This window comes from Vibrio sp. MACH09, from assembly GCF_033238805.1.
Taxonomy (GTDB): Bacteria; Pseudomonadota; Gammaproteobacteria; order Enterobacterales; family Vibrionaceae; genus Vibrio.
This window is the reverse complement of record NZ_BSFZ01000002.1, coordinates 713,069-731,306: the sequence shown is the minus strand read 5'-3', so window position 1 is coordinate 731,306 and position 18,238 is coordinate 713,069. Positions and strand designations below refer to the sequence as shown.

The window sequence follows — 18,238 nt, the reverse complement described above, 5'->3', positions numbered from 1 at the left end:
TTTGGTGTAGTAAGATGAATATAAGTAAAAAACAACGAATTCTAGGTACCTTTTATGGTCAAGCGTTAGGTGATTCGATGGGAATGCCTTCTGAGCTTTGGCCAAGAAGCCGAGTCAAAGCCCATTTCGGTTGGATTGACCGATTTTTACCCGGCCCAGAAGAGAATAACGCGGCCTGCTACTTTGATGCTTGCCAATTTACCGATGACACTTCTATGGCCTTAGCATTAGCCGACGCCATCATCGAATGTGACGGTGATATTAATCCAGATATCATCGCTCGAAATGTCCTTACTTGGGCAGAAGGTTTTGATGCTTTTAACAAAAACATATTTGGCCCATCATCAAAAGCGGCCATGAAAGCCATCAAGCAAGGTACACCGATTAACGAACTGGAAAACAATGGCGTCACTAACGGTGCAGCCATGCGCGTATCACCAATGGGCTGCCTTCTTCCTACCCATAGCCTCGACAACTTTGTTGAACAAGTTGCCCTAGCATCCAGTCCAACACATAAATCCGACGTGGCGATTGCTGGTGCGGTGGTGATCGCTTGGGCTGTATCCAAAGCCATTGAAGGGGAAGATTGGCAAACAATTAAAGATCAGTTACCAGCCGTTGCACTCTCGGCACAAACCCGAAACATCACCACATTTAGCGCCTCAATGGCCGCTCGTATTGAGTTAGCACTTACTATCGCTCAAGAACCGACTGGTTTAGAAACCCGTATGGAGAAAATCTACAACCTTGTAGGCGCTGGAGTGAGCACTATTGAGTCTGTCCCTGCGGCAATTGCCATGGTCGAACTCTCCTTAACTAACCCTAATCGTTGCGCTGTTTTATGTGCTAACTTAGGAGGAGACACTGACACCATTGGTGCTATGGCGACAGCAATATGTGGTGCTCTCAATGGCATTGATTCCATTGACCAAAATCTTAAAAAACAGTTGGATGATGAGAACCAACTCGACTTTGAAGGTTATAGCGATAAATTTGTTCAACTGAGACAACTTAAGGAGCAAGCCTATGCCTAGTAATGCGCTTATTCAGCTTATTCCCTCATTAACCAACAATAGACAGCTCTGCCTTGTTGGAGCGGCTGTGGTTGATATTGTTGCTGACGTGGCCGAATTACCAAAACGCGGCACCGATGTTGAACTGGTCGAAAAAGGCGTTCATGTAGGCGGTTGCGCATTGAATATCGCTATCGCACTAAAAAAACTCGGCTTAGACTCCGTTAACGCACTGCCCATTGGCAAAGGAAAATGGGCAGACGTAATAGAAACCGCCATGCTGGAAAAAGAGTTAAGCAGCAGTCTCTATAATCATAGTGGTGATAACGGCTGGTGTATGGCGCTCGTTGAACCCGATGGTGAACGAACATTTTTATCAGTCAGCGGCGTGGAAAATGACTGGTCGCTAAAGACGCTATCACAACTTCCCATAGAGAAAGACGCCATCATCTATCTATCAGGATACCAACTCTCCTCTTCCTGCGGGGACACCCTAGTCGCGTGGTTAGAATCGTTACCAGATACGGTCGACAAGTTTATCGACTTTGGCCCTAGAATTGCCGACATATCTAGCGAGCTCTTTGCTCGCATTATGGCGCTTAAACCCATTGTGTCACTAAACCGGCAAGAGGCTGAAGTGCTTGGCATGGTGGAACCATCGCAGTTTGTTAAGCAATGGTATAAACAGCATGCATGTCCGCTAATTTTACGTATCGATAGTGACGGAGCACTCTTTGCCGACAAGGACGCTACCGGCAATGTTGAACCATTCAAAACCGATGTTGTGGATACCATTGGCGCAGGCGACAGTCATGCAGGAGGTGTTTTAGCTGGATTAGCTTCTGGCTGGGATCTGGTCGATGCTATTTTGCTTGGTAATGCCATCGCTTCTTATGTTGTGAGCCATGTAGGTGGCGATTGTGCGCCAAACCTTCCAGAGATCACTCGCTACCTTCATCAATACTAAACTCATCAATACTAAATTCATCTCTTCAGTGCTGTTCCTCTTTCGCGGAAGAGCACTGACCTTATCTGTCGCGATCACCAATAATGACTAATTTTTTCAATATCCGATCTCATCAAATTCTTATTGCCAGTTGTGGCGTTAACCTTTGCATTGGAGTGCTATACACATGGAGTGTATTTAAAAATGCCCTAGTCAACATAGGCTGGAGCAACGGACAAGCCTCTATGCCCTACACCATTACCATCGTAGTACTGTCATTGTCGTTATTAGTGGCAGGCAAAATTCAAGATAAAATCGGCCCTCAAAAAGTCCTCATGATAGGCTCACTACTCGCTGGCTTAGGGATGATACTGGCGAGCCTATCCATTACCCCACTTAATATGAACATCAGTTTTGGCGTATTAACCGGAATGGGAATTGGTTTCGCTTATGCTTGCTTGAATCCAACGGCAATGAAGTGGTTCCACGCTTCGCAAAAAGGGTTAGTAAACGGCATACTCGCCACCGCATTCGGGATTGCCGCCATCTATCTTGCGCCACTAACAAGTTATCTTATTGCCAACTACGGTTTAAGCAGCAGCTTTCAAGTTATGGCCGCCATGCTACTTTTAGTCGCATTACCTCTTTCAATCACCATTAAAAATCCAGCCAAAGATTATCAAGCAACGGTGGCTAAACGCGAGGTTAATGCGGCACCTCAAACAGAACAAAAGAGCTATCAGTGGCATGAAATGGTAAAGACCAAACAGTTCTATATTCTCTGGCTAATGTATGCGTTTGGCGCATCAGCTGGGTTAATGGTCATCGCTAATATCACCTCCATCGCAGCTACTCAAGCCAATATTCTCGATGGCGCTTATCTTGTCATCACTCTATCCATATTTAACTCGTCTGGGCGACTCGCATCAGGCTTGCTAAGCGATAAAATTGGCCCATTACCCACATTAGCTATTGCTTTGGTGATTCAGGCGTTCAACATGGCGCTGTTTAGCCAGTTTGTCACCAGCAACACACTATTGATTGGCGCAGCACTTGCGGGAATAGGTTATGGCACTCTGTTAGCGGTGTTTCCTTCCATTATGGCGGATCTATACGGCTTAAAACACTACGGAGCAAACTATGGCGTCCTTTACACTTCATGGGGGGTTGGCGGATTTATTGGCCCTATGCTGGCGGCCATATCCATGGATATGTTTGGAAGTTACCTTTATGCCTATATCATCTGTGCGGTTTTGGTGAGCATTGCCGCTGCGCTGACATGCAGAGTAAAACCCATAGAAGCCGATGCTTCACCGCTGTCTCCGCAAACGTCGGCTTAATCAGCGGCTAAGATTAACTATGTAAGCGGTTAATTCGCGCAAAACTGATTTTATTATTAATTCTAATCAACCAGATAATGTATACTTAATCAGCCCAAACAACGGAAACTATTTTTAGATAGATCGTCGTTTGGGCCAACATCTTGCGTATGACTGGTGACACTTTAATTAATATGAAACCCTATCAATCTCTAATCGATCTTATTCAGGCTCGTCTACAAAAAAAAGACAAGTCCCCTCTGTATCTTAAAGTCGCTGACTCAGTCAAGTTAGCAACGGAACAACAGATACTGAAAGGTGGTGACTTTATTCCTACAGAACGTGAATTTAGCGAGCGTCTTGGGGTATCCAGAATTACCGTGCGCAAAGCACTGGATATATTGGAAAAAGAAGGGGTCATTGTTCGTTCCCGTGGTCTAGGCACCATGATCAGCGAAACGCTAGAGTACTCAAGTAAAGAGGCCACTGGTTTTTCTCAGCAAGTGGTTTTAAAAGGCAAAAAGCCTGACACATTATGGATAAAGAAAAATATTATTCCCTGCTCTGAAGAGATCGCCAAACAGCTAAAAATATCCACCAATGATGATGTTTTTCTACTCAAGCGCGTTCGTTATATTGATGAACAAGCGGTATCCATTGAAGAGTCATATGTCCCCTCGCATCTTATTCATGATCCTGAAGAAATTCAGCTGTCGTTGTACGACTATTTCCGCAGCCAAGATATTGTTCCAAGCAAAACGCAAAGTCGGGTATCCGCCAAGATGCCGACTGAAGAGTTTTTGGAAAAGCTGCAAATAGAAGAGACCATTCCAGTGCTGTTAATTGAACAAACCGCCTTCGACAAAAGCGGCTCACCCATTGAATACAGTATTAACCGCTGCCGTGGAGATATGTACGTATTTATAAGTGAAGATTGATTTATGCTGATAACTAAAGAAGATATTTACCATACGGAAAAAATTCTCGATTTCATTAAACAGAATCAACAAATTTTAGCGTTCAGACATCACCGAATACAAAAAGGCGATTTGATTTTGAATCAAGGCCAATCGGTTGAAAACATCTTTTTTATTACTCAAGGTCAGATTTCTCTATCACGTAGCGCAGTTCAGGGAAGACGTTACCAGCTCGGCACATTTACTCACAATGGTTTTCTTGGGTTGATGGAACTGTTTTCTGACAAATCGTGCTTTTACACCGTTAGCGCAGAATCGGATTGTGATGCTTATATAATAAATGGAAAAGCATTTTCAAATCTGGTTTGCAATACCCCTAAATTAGCCGCATATACATTCAAGCACCTCACTTCTAAATGGTATTTATCTGTTGAACGAATGACACGCAATATTCTTCATACCATTTCATACTGCATTATTGATGACTTGATCCTTTTCTCACAACAGTGTCCAGAAGAGAAGTTCATAATTAACAAAAGTTTAGAATGCGAAAGGTTAGGAACCAGCTTAAGAGTCTATAACCGAATTCTGAAGCATCTCAGCGAGATTGGTGCAATAAAAGTATCTAGGCAGCACATTGATATTTTAGATGTCTCTCTGTTGCTAGCTGAGAGAGACATTGAGTTGGAAAAGTAATGGTAGCGGAGTTGCTACCATTAACTATCAGATCAATTTGATTATCAATTCCAACGCTCTGCTTTTAGTAACTTTTCAGTTGTAAAGTTAGGGTAACTCATATTCCACATGTTCAAACCTGAATACTCATCGGTAGAATAAACTGCAAAGAACTCATCTAGCGCATTAATCATTTTCTCTTGAACCGCTTTACGTGGTGGAATAGACACGCTTCCTTCACCCAGTGGATGGCTTAAATCATACCAATCATCTTGAGGTTGCTGCTTTTTGTCGTAATAGCGAACCAGCTTCCACTTTCCATCGGTAATCATACGAGAATTACCACGTTCAGCGATTTGGTATTGACGCCAATCCCGAACTCGTTCTCCTCTCAGCATTGGTAACAACGTTTTACCAGGACCATAACTGCTATCATACTGTTTGTCCCCTGCGGCTATATCTAAGATAGTGGCATGCAAATCCATCAGATCGACGAACTCACCTCGAACCTGTTTCGAACGAACAAGCGCTTTGGGTCCTTTAATAACAAACGGTATTCGAACGGTTTCTTCATAATAATTATACGGAAAACTCGCATTTACCTTTCCATATAGACCGTATTGTCCCATTAGTAAGCCGTGATCTGACACAAAGGCAACAACGGTATTATCCAGAATGCCTCTCCCTTCTAAACTATCAAGCAGTCGGCCTAACTGGTCATCCAATAGCGTTACCGCGGCAAGATATTGCGCCAGCTTTTCTTCATGATCTTTCGGTACTAAAGTAAATTTACTGCTGTTGTCCAAAACGGAATTGCCACCAAACGCCACAACCTTATGTGCAACATCTCGATACTTCTCCACTAGGCGTTCAGGCAAGCCTTCAAAAGGAAAGTGAGGTTCTACATAATTTAGGCTAATGAAAAATGGCTTATCACTTTTTTCATCAACAAACTTGATTGTTTCATCGGTCAAGAACTGCGCTTGAACACCCGTATATTCAAGGTTCTCACCTTCATCAGAAAACAAGACCGTACCAGAGTGCAAATATTGATTTTTCCATCCAGCTTTCAGTGCGTCATAGCTAAGCCAACGATCAAATCCACGAATAGGTTCCTTACTGTCAGTAGTCGCGTGCCATTTTCCTAGCAGTGCTGTACGGTAACCTTGAGATTTCATCCTCTCTGACAATAGTTTTTCACCCTCTAGCCAATTTGCATCAAATTCTGGGTTTTCTGCCAGAAAATCATACACACCATGCTGAGATGGCATTTTACCCGTATGAAAAGAAGCCCTTGCCGCAGAGCTAACAGGTGCAGGAGTCATCGCATTTTCAAATCTAACCCCCGTTTCAGCTAAATATTCTAGATTAGGGGTTTCTATAATGCCTTGATTGTGAAAACTGTTTGCCCACTGCCCTAGATCATCCGCCATAATCACAATGATATTAGGCTTTTCAGCTGTCGCCGCCAGTATTGGCTGGCTGCATGTTATCGCAGCTAACGCACACGCCTTGGCCACCGCATTATGCGAAAATTTTTTCATTGGTTTCTCCAAATTAAGCTTATTAGAAAATACGTCGTCAAATAACGTTTAGCGCTATTTGCGACTCTTTTTGTTTAATGATCTGCATAATTGCAGCAGGTGCATAACCAGCCTCATGCAGTTCTTTCATTAAATTCATATAAGGTTTGCTATAAGAGAAGAACGTTTTATAGCCATGACAAAGGTAGTTTTGTTCAGGTATACCGCGAGACGAAAGCGCGAAACGATGTTTAGGGCAACCGCCATTACATAAAGAGAGAAACTCACAGTTAAGGCAATCTTGAGAAAGGGATGTCTGTTTATTCAAAGCAAAATGACGATTTTCTTTACCTTGGTTTATCTCTTTGATTGATATTTTATGAATATTTCCTAGCTTAAACTCTGGGTAAACATAATGATCACAAGCGTAAATATCCCCATTACTCTCTAATGCGAATGCGCTTCCGCACGTTGGTGCAAATACGCAGATTTGAGCAGCTTGCTTGCAGGTTAATGCAAAAGTGTTTTCAAAAAGTTGTATATATACTTTGCCTACATCTTCTCGCACCCATTCTCGAAAAATAGCAGACATAAACAGGCCATATTGCTCTGGTTCTACGCTCCAGTCACATATACGCATCTCATCCATTCTGTCAGGATGCAAGAGTGCTAATCCATCACTACTCTGCTGTTGAGCCTCTCTCTCAATCAATGGAATGAACTGCATATGCTCACTGCCAAGTTCTTTTAAGTAGTGATAGACGTCGAGCGGTTGCTTAGCATTGGCCTCACTGACAACGGTAAGCGTATTAAATTGCACATGATGCTTCTTCAGTAATGTAATCGCATCGACAACCTTATGATGGGTGCTCTTTCCTGAGCGTGTTTTTCGATAGCGATTATGTAGTTCAGCAGGCCCATCAATCGATATACCAATTAAAAACTGGTGCTCTTTGAAAAAAAGACACCACTCCTCGTTGATAAGTAACCCGTTGGTTTGAAACGTATTGATGATTTTTTTGTTTTTGTTGTAACGCAGTTGAAATGAGATTGCAGCGCGATAGAAATCCAGCCCCATTAAAGTAGGCTCTCCTCCTTGCCAAGCAAATATAACGTCATTACCTGCTTGAGCTTCTATCTGTTGCTTTACGTAACACTCCAGAGTAAACAAATCCATTTTCCAGCTGTCACCCTCCTGAGGATAAAGGGACTGTTTTTCCAGATAAAAACAGTAGCTGCAGTCAATATTGCACTTAGAACTACTCGGTTTTGCCATAACATGACAAGCATTGGGCGTATTAGTTGATGAGGTCATAGGTTGTTGCCATGTCAATTAAAAAGATAGGCAAATCCTATAAAGGAGAAGAGAGACCGAATAGGACAAATGTCCAAAAGAGTTTATCTTTTGTCGAGAAATCATTTTACTGAGTGATACATCACAACTTAATGTGGAGTAGTTAGCCCTATTTGGTCACGAGCCGTGTTAACTCTAAATTAACCACTCTCTCACTAAACTAAGCCATAACATTGTCAATAAACTACTGAGAATAAAATGGCGCGATACCGCAAGTTTGGCCTTCTACCTATTATCAAAGCTAATCGAAGCAAGATCATCATCACTTGGGCAATGATTGTTATTGAGAACATCTTAATTGCCTCTATCCCCTTGGTAATAGGCATCGCGATTGATCAACTTATTGAAGGTAATACCGAAACCATTGGCTACTTCGCCTTCATCATGCTGTTATTGATTGTGATCTCCGCGGGTAGACGCATGTACGACACTCGCGCCTTTGGCAAGATTCGAGTGGATCTCGGAAGCGAAGTCGAAAAGAGATTCCACTCTTTATCGATCTCCGTACAGAACGCTAGAATCGAACTGTCGCGAGAACTGGTGGATTTTCTTGAGAACGAACTTCCCGAACTGTTTACCGCAATCATTCAGCTGGTGGTGGGTTTTGTCATTCTGATCAGTTTTAAAGTTGAGCTAGGCATAGCTTCATTGGCACTGATCATTGGCATGATGATTTGCTACAGTTTTGCTCACGGCATCTTCTATAAGCTCAACGCCAATTGGAACAATCAAGCGGAAAAACAAGTCAATATCCTCAATAGAAAAACCAACTACCAGCTAATTCGCCATCTTAATAAACTCAAATTATGGGAGATTAAAATCTCTGATACAGAAGCGATCGTTTACGGTGTTATCTTTGTCCTTATCGCTCTTTTTATGGGCTATAACTTATTAGAAAGTGCCTCTATTGCTGACCCTAAGCCGGGGGTTATTTTTACCATCATCAGTTATTCATGGGGGTTCTCTGAAGCTGGACTTGCTCTGCCTGTTGCCCTACAGAATATGAGCCGTCTTTGGGAAATTAGTGAACGGCTCAATAGTCAGCCTAAGCCCGTAGAAAAATCCATCGATGTTGCAGCCAGTTCAAACTTGTAGCCACAAGGGATCCTATTTTACTGACGGCTATACTAAAATACTGATAAATAGGTACCCAGTAGAGTAGGACAACAAAATGACAATAGAAGCATTGATCATCGAAGATGACCGAGATTTGGCCGAAGCCATCAGTGATTTTATGGAGTTAGACGGGTTCGAGTTCGACTTTGCCTATAACGGTGTAGCTGGACTCAATCTCGCCAGTGAAAACAGTTATTCTGTCATTCTTCTCGATATTAACATGCCGAAAATGGATGGATTAACGGTATGTCAAACATTGCGAGAGAAAGGCATTAGTACCCCCATCTTAATGCTCACGGCTCGCGATACTCTAGATGATAAGGTGAAAGGTTTTTCTGTCGGCACTGATGATTACTTAGTTAAACCATTCGCAATGGAAGAACTGCAAGTACGGTTACAGGCACTTGTTCGACGTTCATTAGGTACGGTGCAAAAGCTTACGGTTGGTGATCTTTGTGTCGATTTGGATAAACACACCGCCGTTCGGAATAATCAAACCGTTACCTTACCACCAGCATGCTGGAAAATGCTGGTCTGCTTAATGCAGCACTCTCCTAATGTTGTCTCTAAACAAGAGTTGGTTACCAGCGTATGGGGAGAAGAACTGCCCAATAGCGACAGCTTAAAAGTCCATCTATTTAAACTTCGACAAGCCATTGATAAACCTTTTGAAACGCCACTCATTCACACCATCCACGGTGTCGGTATTGCACTAAAAGAGTGATGAAAATGCTAAGTATAAAACGTGATATTTATATCTTTCTATTTGGACTGGCATTTGGGTTAACCGCGGTCTACAGCTTATTGATGAGCCAAAGCTACGAGATCGGTATAAAAGAGACCGAAGCTTATGGATTCAGGTACGAGATAGCCTCCATCGAGAAACAGTACCAAGCCACCGGATCACTGCCGCAGCTTCCCAAGGGTGAAACATTACAAACCTACTTAACTATCGATGATATCCCAGCTCAATACCTAAGCAGTTTCGACTGGCCGGCTATGGTGCATAATGAGATTTATGAAAATTACCTCACTACTGATCAGGATGTTCTTTACCTTTATGGTTTCAAATACACTCTCGTGGCTAGTGACATTACTCTCTATTTTGTTTCCCAATACAGTGGCAAACAACTAGAGCAGATTTTTTATGACAATCCACCAGAGTATGATCAAAACAAAATAATAGGTATGGCGGCTGGCGCACTGGTTCTGATTGTCTTTTTAATGGTTAGGATCTTAATTCACCGTATCACCAAGCCTGTGTTTCAGCTATCAGATTGGGCAAAACAGTTATCAGAAAATGATATCCCTCCTCCAAGCAATTTACGCTATTCAGAACTTAATCGTTTAGCAAACCAGCTCTCTATCAGCGTCAAAAAACAGCGAGAAGCGGTAGAGCGTGAAGAGTTTTTCCTTCGTGCCGCCAGCCACGAAATGCGCACACCGTTAACCATTATCTCAGCAAGTGTCGAAATGCTTAACCGCGTTGCGGCAGATAGCCCTAAAAGCGCCACACGCGCCATTAATCGTATTTCTCGTTCAGTGGCAAATATGCAAGATATGGTCACCGCCCTATTGTGGTTATCTAGGGAAAACACACAAGGGTTAGCCACCGATACTGTCGCGCTTAAAGCGGTTGTAGAAGAGGTAATTCACCAGCATCAACACCTTATTTTGGATAAAGATATTACACTATCAATCAATGAACCCACTCCCGTTCAGTTACCACGAGAAGTGCCTGAACTGATAAAAATTGTGTTGGTTAACCTGATTAGAAACTCCATCCAACATACGGAGCAGGGCAACGTCAATATTAATCTGAGTTGTTCACAGATTGAGGTGACCAATCCATTCGAGCCACCCAGTTCTGTTCAATCGGGCTCAAACATCAATACCATGAGTTTTGGCATTGGGCTGTTTCTGGTGGAAAAAATTTGCATCAAACAAGGCTGGCAATTAACCCATCAACAAGATAATGAACACTTTATTGCTTCTATCCGGTTCAACAGACAGCGACCAACAGATTAGATGGCTCTTTGCGTACAGGGATAAAATATGTTGACGTCGATTTTTTAATCGATATTGTGTCTCAATGAATCTCAGGAATGGAATCAGGTGTAAAAATGTCTTTTGAAGGAGCCATCACTTTTTTTATCGCTATCTTTATCTTTAGCGTAACCCCCGGTCCGGGCGTATTTGCCATACTGGCAAGAGCCTTAGTATACGGCGCCAAAAAGTGCACCTTTTTAGCGATGGGCATGGCCATCAGTGATCTTGTTTATTTGATTCTTGCCTGCTTCGGTTTGGCCACGATAGCGGAAAACTGGACCGAAGTTTTTGTTGCTATCCGCTATATCGGTGCTGCTTACTTGATATATCTCGGTTACAAAATGATCAAAACATTGCCGCAAGCGAAAGACGCCATACAGTCTGAAAGTCACGGTACCAATGACTCCCACTTAGCGAGCTTTATTCAAGGTTTTCTTATCTCGGCCTCAAACCCAAAAGTGATCCTTTTCTATATCGCCTTTTTGCCGACATTTATCGACTTAACTCTACTAGAAGCCAATGACATCATGCTCGTCTCTGTACTGGCGTTCATTGGATTAATGGCAGGACTGATGCTTATCGCATTTGGTGCGGCCAGAATGGCTCGCTTGTTAAAAACACCACTAGCTCATAAACGACTTAACCGTGGTGCTGGCAGTATCATGATCCTAGCGGGAACCTACTTAGCAGTAAGCCGCTAACAACTGCTTTGGTGTATGAACAACATAGGTCGGGTTTCTTGTGGCAAGCAGCGACTCAGTTTGCCACCCCCAAGTTACCGCAATTGAACTCAGCCCTGCTTGATTAGCGGCATCAATATCGCTCGCGCTATCCCCTATCATTACGAGCTCTTCGCCATACTGCTGTTTCAATGCCTTAAGCTTATCCGTTTTACTTCCATCACTGTCACCACCAAGAATAAAACTAAAATAATGTGCTATTTGGTGATGAGTAAGTATTGCCTTAACAATCGTGCTATTCCCTGCGGACAGTACCGCTAATGGCATTTTTTGGGATAGGGTTGCAATCACTTCAGGAATATCGTCAAAAAGGCGTGGCATTAAGGTTTGCCCTTTCACCGCTCTTGCTACTTCTATCGCAAACTGTTCTTCATTAAGCCCCAGCTTTTTACCCATCTCTTCAAAGGTAACAGGGTCAAGATCAGCAAATGGATTGGCTGGCAATGGTTGTTTATGGCCCAGATTTTTTGCTACATCACGACACACTTTGGCATAGATCTCCAACGTATCTGCTAACACACCATCAAAATCAAAAATAAGCATTTAACCGTCCCTGTTACTTGAGTATAAGAACCATTTATTATCACATTCTATTTTTAACAAACACCGTTGGTTTTATTATTTGCGCAGTGAAGCCAAAACAAAGTCAACAAACGTACGGTTTTTTAATGATAACTGCTTGTCTTTATACAATAAATTTATTGGTGAAGGTTCCGGTAAACTCTGCGGCAAAACAGGCTGCAACGTACCATCTGCCAACTGCTGCGCTATCAATATTTTAGGCTGGAGTATCACCCCAATTCCCTGTACTGCGGCATGAGTTAATACTTGCCCGTTATTTGATTTTAAACGCGTCCTTGAATGATTGAACTGCAAGGGGTTTGACGTCGTAACAGCATCATCATAATTAAAACCGAGACAGGTGTGATGTCGAAGATCCGATACCGTTTCAATAACAGAATGTTGCTGTAAATAATCGGGGGAAGCAGCATAGATCATCTCATACACACCAACTTGTCTGGCGATCATTGACGAGTCAGCCAATTCCCCAATACGAACAATCACATCATACTGCTCATGAAGAGGGTCAATGAGTCGATTTTCCAGTATAAGATCGACGTTAATGCTCGGATATTGAGATAAAAATTCAACCACAATGGGTGCCAATATTTGGTTACCGTATGTCACCGGAGAGTTAACTCTCACCGTGCCTTGAGGTCTGTTTTCTAACGTCTGAATCTGATTTTCTGCATTATTAATATCATCCAAAATTCTTTGGCATTCGTGATAATAAATACGACCAGATTCCGTCAACGACTGGCGTCGAGTGGTGCGATTTAACAACCGAGAACCCAAGCTAGATTCAAGATACTGAATGTGTTTACCAACCATGGTGGCAGAGATATCAAAATGACCCGATGCACTACGAAAACTACCATGGTTTACCACGTGTACAAAGATCGCCATACTGCGTAACTTATCCATATCCCCTCATTGATAGCCAGATTCATGATTCACAAAAAGCATTAGCAATGCTTCTCTCAACGGTACAGTCACAGCCATTAAAACCGGTACATTAACAACTATAAGTTTACAAAGAATCAATTTTAACCAAGTTTATCAATTTTAACGATTAGATAAAATAGACACTACTTTGTTATGAACACGACCCCTTATTGAGGACACACACTTGTCAGACCCTACTATAGTTATCACTGCAGAGCTAAAAATCCGCGACAATATTGATATTGCAACGGGTAAAGAGGCCATTATTCAGTTCTGTTCCGCAATGCGTTCAGAACCCGGTTGCCTAATGGCGGATCCGCATCAGGGTAAAGAGAACCCTCGTCAATTTGTTCTGTGGGAAAAATATCGAGACCAAGCTGCATTTGAAGCACACTTTAGCGCTCAACACACTCAAGATTTTATTGCCTCAGAAATCACAGAGCTAGTCCAAGCATTCGACTCAAAAATGGTTTAGCTAAAGATCCACTGCAATTTAACTTAAATAGGGTAACAACAATGAAAGAACCGTTACGCTGGGGAATTCTAGGAACCAGCTTTATTTCGGCAGTGATGGCCGAGGCGATAAACGCCAATGAAGAGAGTGAAATTTATGCTGTTGCTGGCCGCAATCAAGATACGTTAGCGGCGTTCGCCAAACAACACGCCATAAGCAGCACCTTTACCGACTATGATGCGCTTATCCAAGATGAACATGTAGATATTGTCTATATCGCCTTACCCAACCACCTGCATCATCCTTTTATTGTAAAGGCCGCAGAAGCAGGCAAAGCGATACTGTGCGAAAAATCGCTCTCTGTTGATATGGAGAAAACCGAATTAGCGCTGAACGCCGTAAAAAAACACAAGGTCTTCTTTGCAGAGGGTTTGATGTACTTAAATCACCCTTTTAGTGCAGCTATTCAGCACGCCGTTGCCGAAGGTAAAATTGGTAAATTACGCTCAATCAATGCCAGTTATAGCGCAGCGATCTCGCAATTTGTAAACCCTGACAGCAAAGGCACTTTATACAATTTAGCCTGTTATCCAGTCTCTCTAATTTATAGAGTGTTACAGTCTCAGCTTAACCCACAACAACAGCAGCAATATGATGTGTCTGCTTATGGTCGACGAGGAGCGGATGGAAATATCTGTGAAATTTCAGGGTTGATACGTTATTCCGACGATCTGGTGGTACGAGTTCATAGCGCAGAAGATTATGGCCTTCATCCTGAGTTCACCCTACTTGGTAGCAAAGGAAGTTTAACCATCAACAGTAATCCATGGCTACCGACAACAACCAACACCATGACAATAACCGAGTATGAGAAAACGGGCGAACAGATAACAATAAATGCCGAGGGTGACGCTTTCTACTATCAGGTGAAGAACATTGTCTCTGCCATTCAACAAGGGGCATTATCTCTTGCTCAACCGGCGGCCAATATCGACGACTCTTACCAGATAATGAAATTGCTAACAACCTTAGAACATTCAGCGAGTTTTACAGGTAACTAGGTAATAATAAGTAGGTAAAAGGTAAGCAGACGAATAGTACGCTCAATAGCCTATCTATGCGTTATTAGCTCAATGATTCTGATTCTTTTGACGCGTTCATAGCAATAAAAGATCGAATACAGTTTTTGCAGATACAGGCTTTTCCTTGCGCCTCTTTTGGCAGTGTCTGCAAAATCTGTTGAGGAAATTCAATAGTGGGATCCGTGCACCAGCAAGCGGCACTATCCCCACCTTGAGACAGATTTCCGCAGGCGTTATCGCCGCCACATAAAGGGCAGACATGCGGCTCGATTGATATCGGCTTTTTATTCAAAATCCATTCCTATTAGATACTCTTTTGGCCAACAACGAATAGCAGCTTAGCATAAGACAAAAAGAAAGCAGAATACCGTATAACGATATTCTGCTTTGTCGTTTTAATCGATTAGAGTTAGCTAGTTTGCCAGCTCAATTTTGCCAAAGTCGATTTTGTTCTCTGCTGGTGAAGTTTTAATCTCAACCACTTTACGATAGTGGCTAACCAGAATATAACCGAAGCAGCCTAAGATTAGTCCAATCGCTAACGCGCCGACCCATTGAATTTGTAAGAAATCCAACTTAAACAGCAAGGTTAATCCGCTCAGTAATACCACATTACCTATGATGTACTTGGTTTTACCAAAACGTTGCACCGTTAAATTTAGGTTGTCAGTATACAGACGAACCAATGAATCTAATGAGTTGATTACAAACGTTACGCCAACAAACACCATCGCCATATTGCTAATACCCGCCACCGGAATGTCATTAGCGCTGTAGTAATACAGTACCGTAAACCAGATACCGATAGGCACAGATGGGAAAATCATCATTGAAGCTAATACTTGATAGGTTTTCATGCCACCAACAAAACGGGCCGTGAACTGGCCTATCATAATGCTCCACGCAAACCACCAGTAAAGATAAAACTCATGGTAGTCATTGATCGGTAGAACAAAGTTATGCAGGTTAGCAAAGTAGTCCCCTAGCAAGCCAAAGGTAGTAAAGAACTCGCCAACGCCAGAGCCGTCAGACAAGAATGCTCCAGCCCACATCATTACGATCAAACCAAGGAACAGCCAGCTACTTCCTAGGCTCAAAATTCGTACATAGCGAATACTGGTACTTGAGTAAACCGACGCCGCAATAACAGCAAAGACCACTAGATAGAAACTGCCAATAATGGTTTCGCCATCGCCGAGGGCAGGCATATACCATGGTAGGTTAACCAGTAGCAAATAAGCCGTAAACGCACAGGTTCCGATGATTATGAGGTTATTAATAAACTTGATTAGCGGTATATCGAAAAACTTAACTCTAGGCTCTATTACGCAAAAGTAGAAACAGGTCAAAAAGTAGAATGCCCAGATAAAGAATGCCCAAAAACCAAACTCAATAGCCAGTGGATTACTGAACGCATATTCCGGACTGGTTGCCACGTCAGCGTAACCAGCAAACTCGGTCAATGGAAACATAATCAAACCCACATCCAGACCAGATGTGAACAGAATAGCAATAAAGGTAAAGTTACGTACTGGTGTCACACCAATACACTTAATATTACCCCAACGATAGATAACAAATGCAATGGCGGCAAATACAAACAATATGCCGATGGATAACCAAGTGGTCATTACTTAACCTCCATGTTGATATAACAAGAAAACATAATTCATTCCTTACGTTATGTTTTATTTGCTAAGCCGCAATTGTTACAACTGGCTCCTGCCATCAGGTTTTAACTATCGTGCTGACGATAGGTAAAGCCTGATAAATTGGACATAGCAATGTAATGGGCCGTTTGCGAGTATCGCGTAGGTAGGCCCCTCACCTTAATGGGTTAACAAAAATTCGATTAGTAACTCATCATTCTTTTTGGTGCTTGCTCTCGCTGATTCTCGCGCCAGTCATCTGCCACAATCACTTCAGCATCACTTGCTGCCAGCATGTCGTTTCCTAAAATTAAGTCTGCTGCGCGCTCTGCAACCATAATGGTTGGCGCGTTTAAGTTGCCATTAGGAATGGTTGGGAATATTGACGAGTCGACGACTCTTAACCCTTCAACGCCATGAACCTTGGTTTCAGAGTTCACTACTGCCATCTCATCTTCACCCATTCTGCATGAACAAGAAGGGTGATAAGCGCTCTCTACAGAACTGCGCACAAACTGATCAATCTCTTCGTCCGTTTGTACCGCTAACCCCGGCTGAATCTCTTCACCACGATACTCATCTAAAGCGGGTTGATTGATGATCTCACGAGTAAGCCGCACACAAGCTCTAAACCCTTCGATATCGTCTTGATGCTGTAAGTAGTTAAACTGAATTTGAGGCGCCACGCGGGCATCGTTAGATACCACTTTTACAGAGCCACGGCTCTTCGGTTTATTGTGTCCAATATGAACTTGAAAACCGTGGCCTGAAAATGCTTCTTTTCCGTCATAACGCATAGCCGCGGGCAAGAAATGATACTGAAGATCCGGCCACTCCAAATTTGCCTTTGAACGAATAAAACCGCACGATTCAAAATGGTTCGTTGCCCCTAAACCCGACTTATCCAAAATCCAGCGAGTACCGATCCATAGCTTGTTGAGCGGGTCTAACTTGCCATTTAGCGAGATAGGCTTTAAACACTTAAATTGGAAGTAGAACTCTAGGTGATCTTGTAAATTTTCACCCACACCTGGCAGTTCATGCACCAAGTCAATTCCGGCATCAGCCAAAGTAGCTGCGTTACCAATACCTGAAAGCTGCAATATATGAGGGGAGCCGATCGACCCAGCGGACAAAATCACTTCTTTGCCACACAATAGATCCACCATTTTTCCCTTGCGCTCATAGCGAACGCCGACGGCTTTCTTACCTTCAAACAGTACTTTGTGCACTAGAGCGTGCGTGATAACCGTTAAGTTTTCACGCTGCCTCGCGGGTTTTAAATAGGCATTTGCTGTCGACCAACGCACACCATTTTTTACCGTCATGTGCATCGGGCCGAAGCCCTCTTGTTGAGCGGCATTGTAGTCGTCCGTTTGTAGATAACCGGCGTCGCTGCCCGCCTCTACAAATGCCTTATACAATGGGTTCTTCATATTATTGCCGTTGTTTACCGCTAATGGGCCACTATCGCCACGATAGTCTGACGCGCCAAACGCCCACTGTTCCGCTTTTTTAAAATAAGGTAAGCAATGTGCATAATCCCAATTTTGAGCTCCTTCTTGCTGCCACTCATCAAAATCACGAGCATGCCCACGAACGTACACCATGCCATTGATGGATGACGAACCACCTAGCACTTTACCTCTTGGGCAGTGCATGCGGCGTTGGTCTAAAAAGGGTTCTGCTTCCGTTTCAAACTGCCATGCGTATTTACTGGTGTTCATCGGAATAGAAAGAGCGGTTGGCATCTGTATGAAAATGCTTTTGTCACTGCCGCCGGTTTCCAGCAGCAGCACTTTGTTGTTCTTCTCCGCAGAGAGACGGTTCGCCAGCACACACCCTGCACTACCCGCGCCGACAACAATATAATCGTATTGGACTTCAGTCATAGT

The 18,238-nt window shown here is 43.0% G+C and carries 18 protein-coding genes; 11 read left to right on the top strand and 7 right to left on the bottom strand.

The annotated features are described in order from the left end of the window. Positions 1 to 14 precede the first annotated feature (14 nt). The 5 genes from CHJ_RS18595 (at position 15) to CHJ_RS18575 (ending at position 4,891) form a co-directional block, all read left to right on the top strand. Positions 15 to 1,034, top strand: coding sequence for an ADP-ribosylglycohydrolase family protein (locus tag CHJ_RS18595; protein ID WP_317918589.1), 1,020 nt, complete (start codon positions 15 to 17; stop codon positions 1,032 to 1,034). Next, positions 1,027 to 1,980, top strand: coding sequence for a PfkB family carbohydrate kinase (locus CHJ_RS18590; protein ID WP_317918588.1), 954 nt, complete (start codon positions 1,027 to 1,029; stop codon positions 1,978 to 1,980). The genes CHJ_RS18595 and CHJ_RS18590 overlap by 8 nt, the downstream gene beginning before the upstream one ends. An 83-nt stretch (positions 1,981 to 2,063) precedes the next feature. After that, a complete protein-coding gene (locus CHJ_RS18585) occupies positions 2,064 to 3,299 on the top strand; it encodes an OFA family MFS transporter (protein ID WP_317918587.1) in 1,236 nt (411 codons plus the stop codon). Between the two features lie 173 nt (positions 3,300 to 3,472). Next, positions 3,473 to 4,216: a GntR family transcriptional regulator gene (locus tag CHJ_RS18580; RefSeq protein ID WP_171751267.1), complete on the top strand. Its 744-nt coding sequence runs from the start codon at positions 3,473 to 3,475 to the stop codon at positions 4,214 to 4,216. A gap of 3 nt (positions 4,217 to 4,219) precedes the next feature. Then, on the top strand, positions 4,220 to 4,891 hold the full coding sequence (locus CHJ_RS18575) for a Crp/Fnr family transcriptional regulator (RefSeq protein WP_317918586.1): 672 nt from the start codon (positions 4,220 to 4,222) through the stop codon (positions 4,889 to 4,891). 44 nt (positions 4,892 to 4,935) lie between these two features. On the opposite strand, the gene CHJ_RS18570 is transcribed toward CHJ_RS18575, so the two are convergent. Together CHJ_RS18570 and CHJ_RS18565 are read right to left on the bottom strand one after the other, a co-directional pair. Continuing rightward, a complete protein-coding gene (locus tag CHJ_RS18570; RefSeq protein WP_317918585.1) occupies positions 4,936 to 6,414 on the bottom strand; it encodes a sulfatase in 1,479 nt (492 codons plus the stop codon). Between the two features lie 37 nt (positions 6,415 to 6,451). After that, positions 6,452 to 7,708 (bottom strand): anaerobic sulfatase maturase, encoded by a 1,257-nt coding sequence (locus tag CHJ_RS18565; RefSeq protein WP_317918584.1) that lies wholly within the window; start codon positions 7,706 to 7,708, stop codon positions 6,452 to 6,454. Between the two features lie 237 nt (positions 7,709 to 7,945). Here CHJ_RS18565 and CHJ_RS18560 point away from each other — a divergent pair, with 237 nt between their 5' ends. The 4 genes from CHJ_RS18560 to CHJ_RS18545 all read left to right on the top strand — a co-directional run bounded on the left by CHJ_RS18560 (position 7,946) and on the right by CHJ_RS18545 (position 11,613). Then, a complete protein-coding gene (locus CHJ_RS18560) occupies positions 7,946 to 8,842 on the top strand; it encodes an ABC transporter six-transmembrane domain-containing protein (RefSeq protein ID WP_317918583.1) in 897 nt (298 codons plus the stop codon). 76 nt (positions 8,843 to 8,918) lie between these two features. Further along, positions 8,919 to 9,587, top strand: a complete 669-nt coding sequence (locus CHJ_RS18555; RefSeq protein ID WP_171751188.1) for a response regulator transcription factor — start codon at positions 8,919 to 8,921, stop codon at positions 9,585 to 9,587. 5 nt (positions 9,588 to 9,592) lie between these two features. Beyond that, positions 9,593 to 10,891, top strand: coding sequence for a sensor histidine kinase (locus tag CHJ_RS18550; protein ID WP_317918582.1), 1,299 nt, complete (start codon positions 9,593 to 9,595; stop codon positions 10,889 to 10,891). Between the two features lie 95 nt (positions 10,892 to 10,986). After that, on the top strand, positions 10,987 to 11,613 hold the full coding sequence (locus CHJ_RS18545; protein WP_171751190.1) for a LysE family translocator: 627 nt from the start codon (positions 10,987 to 10,989) through the stop codon (positions 11,611 to 11,613). Here the strand turns inward: CHJ_RS18545 and CHJ_RS18540 are convergent. Both CHJ_RS18540 and CHJ_RS18535 read right to left on the bottom strand, forming a co-directional pair. Then, positions 11,596 to 12,195, bottom strand: coding sequence for an HAD family hydrolase (locus CHJ_RS18540; protein ID WP_171751191.1), 600 nt, complete (start codon positions 12,193 to 12,195; stop codon positions 11,596 to 11,598). The genes CHJ_RS18545 and CHJ_RS18540 overlap by 18 nt on opposite strands. 75 nt (positions 12,196 to 12,270) lie before the next feature. Then, positions 12,271 to 13,137, bottom strand: coding sequence for a LysR family transcriptional regulator (locus CHJ_RS18535; protein ID WP_317918581.1), 867 nt, complete (start codon positions 13,135 to 13,137; stop codon positions 12,271 to 12,273). A gap of 205 nt (positions 13,138 to 13,342) precedes the next feature. On the opposite strand from CHJ_RS18535, the gene CHJ_RS18530 reads away from it, so the two are divergent. Then, positions 13,343 to 13,633 carry a putative quinol monooxygenase gene (locus tag CHJ_RS18530; RefSeq protein WP_317918579.1) on the top strand — a complete coding sequence of 97 codons (291 nt, stop codon included), beginning with the start codon at positions 13,343 to 13,345 and terminating at the stop codon, positions 13,631 to 13,633. A 41-nt stretch (positions 13,634 to 13,674) separates the two neighbouring features. Beyond that, positions 13,675 to 14,673: a Gfo/Idh/MocA family protein gene (locus CHJ_RS18525; protein WP_317918578.1), complete on the top strand. Its 999-nt coding sequence runs from the start codon at positions 13,675 to 13,677 to the stop codon at positions 14,671 to 14,673. A 64-nt stretch (positions 14,674 to 14,737) separates the two neighbouring features. On the opposite strand, the gene CHJ_RS18520 is transcribed toward CHJ_RS18525, so the two are convergent. From CHJ_RS18520 to betA, 3 genes are all read right to left on the bottom strand, one after another. Beyond that, complete coding sequence (locus CHJ_RS18520) at positions 14,738 to 14,986, bottom strand: cysteine-rich CWC family protein (protein ID WP_317918576.1); 249 nt, start codon at positions 14,984 to 14,986, stop codon at positions 14,738 to 14,740. Between the two features lie 121 nt (positions 14,987 to 15,107). Continuing rightward, a complete protein-coding gene (locus tag CHJ_RS18515) occupies positions 15,108 to 16,325 on the bottom strand; it encodes a BCCT family transporter (protein WP_171751196.1) in 1,218 nt (405 codons plus the stop codon). Between the two features lie 221 nt (positions 16,326 to 16,546). Further along, positions 16,547 to 18,235, bottom strand: coding sequence for a choline dehydrogenase (gene betA / locus CHJ_RS18510; protein WP_317918574.1), 1,689 nt, complete (start codon positions 18,233 to 18,235; stop codon positions 16,547 to 16,549). Positions 18,236 to 18,238: the final 3 nt, after the last annotated feature.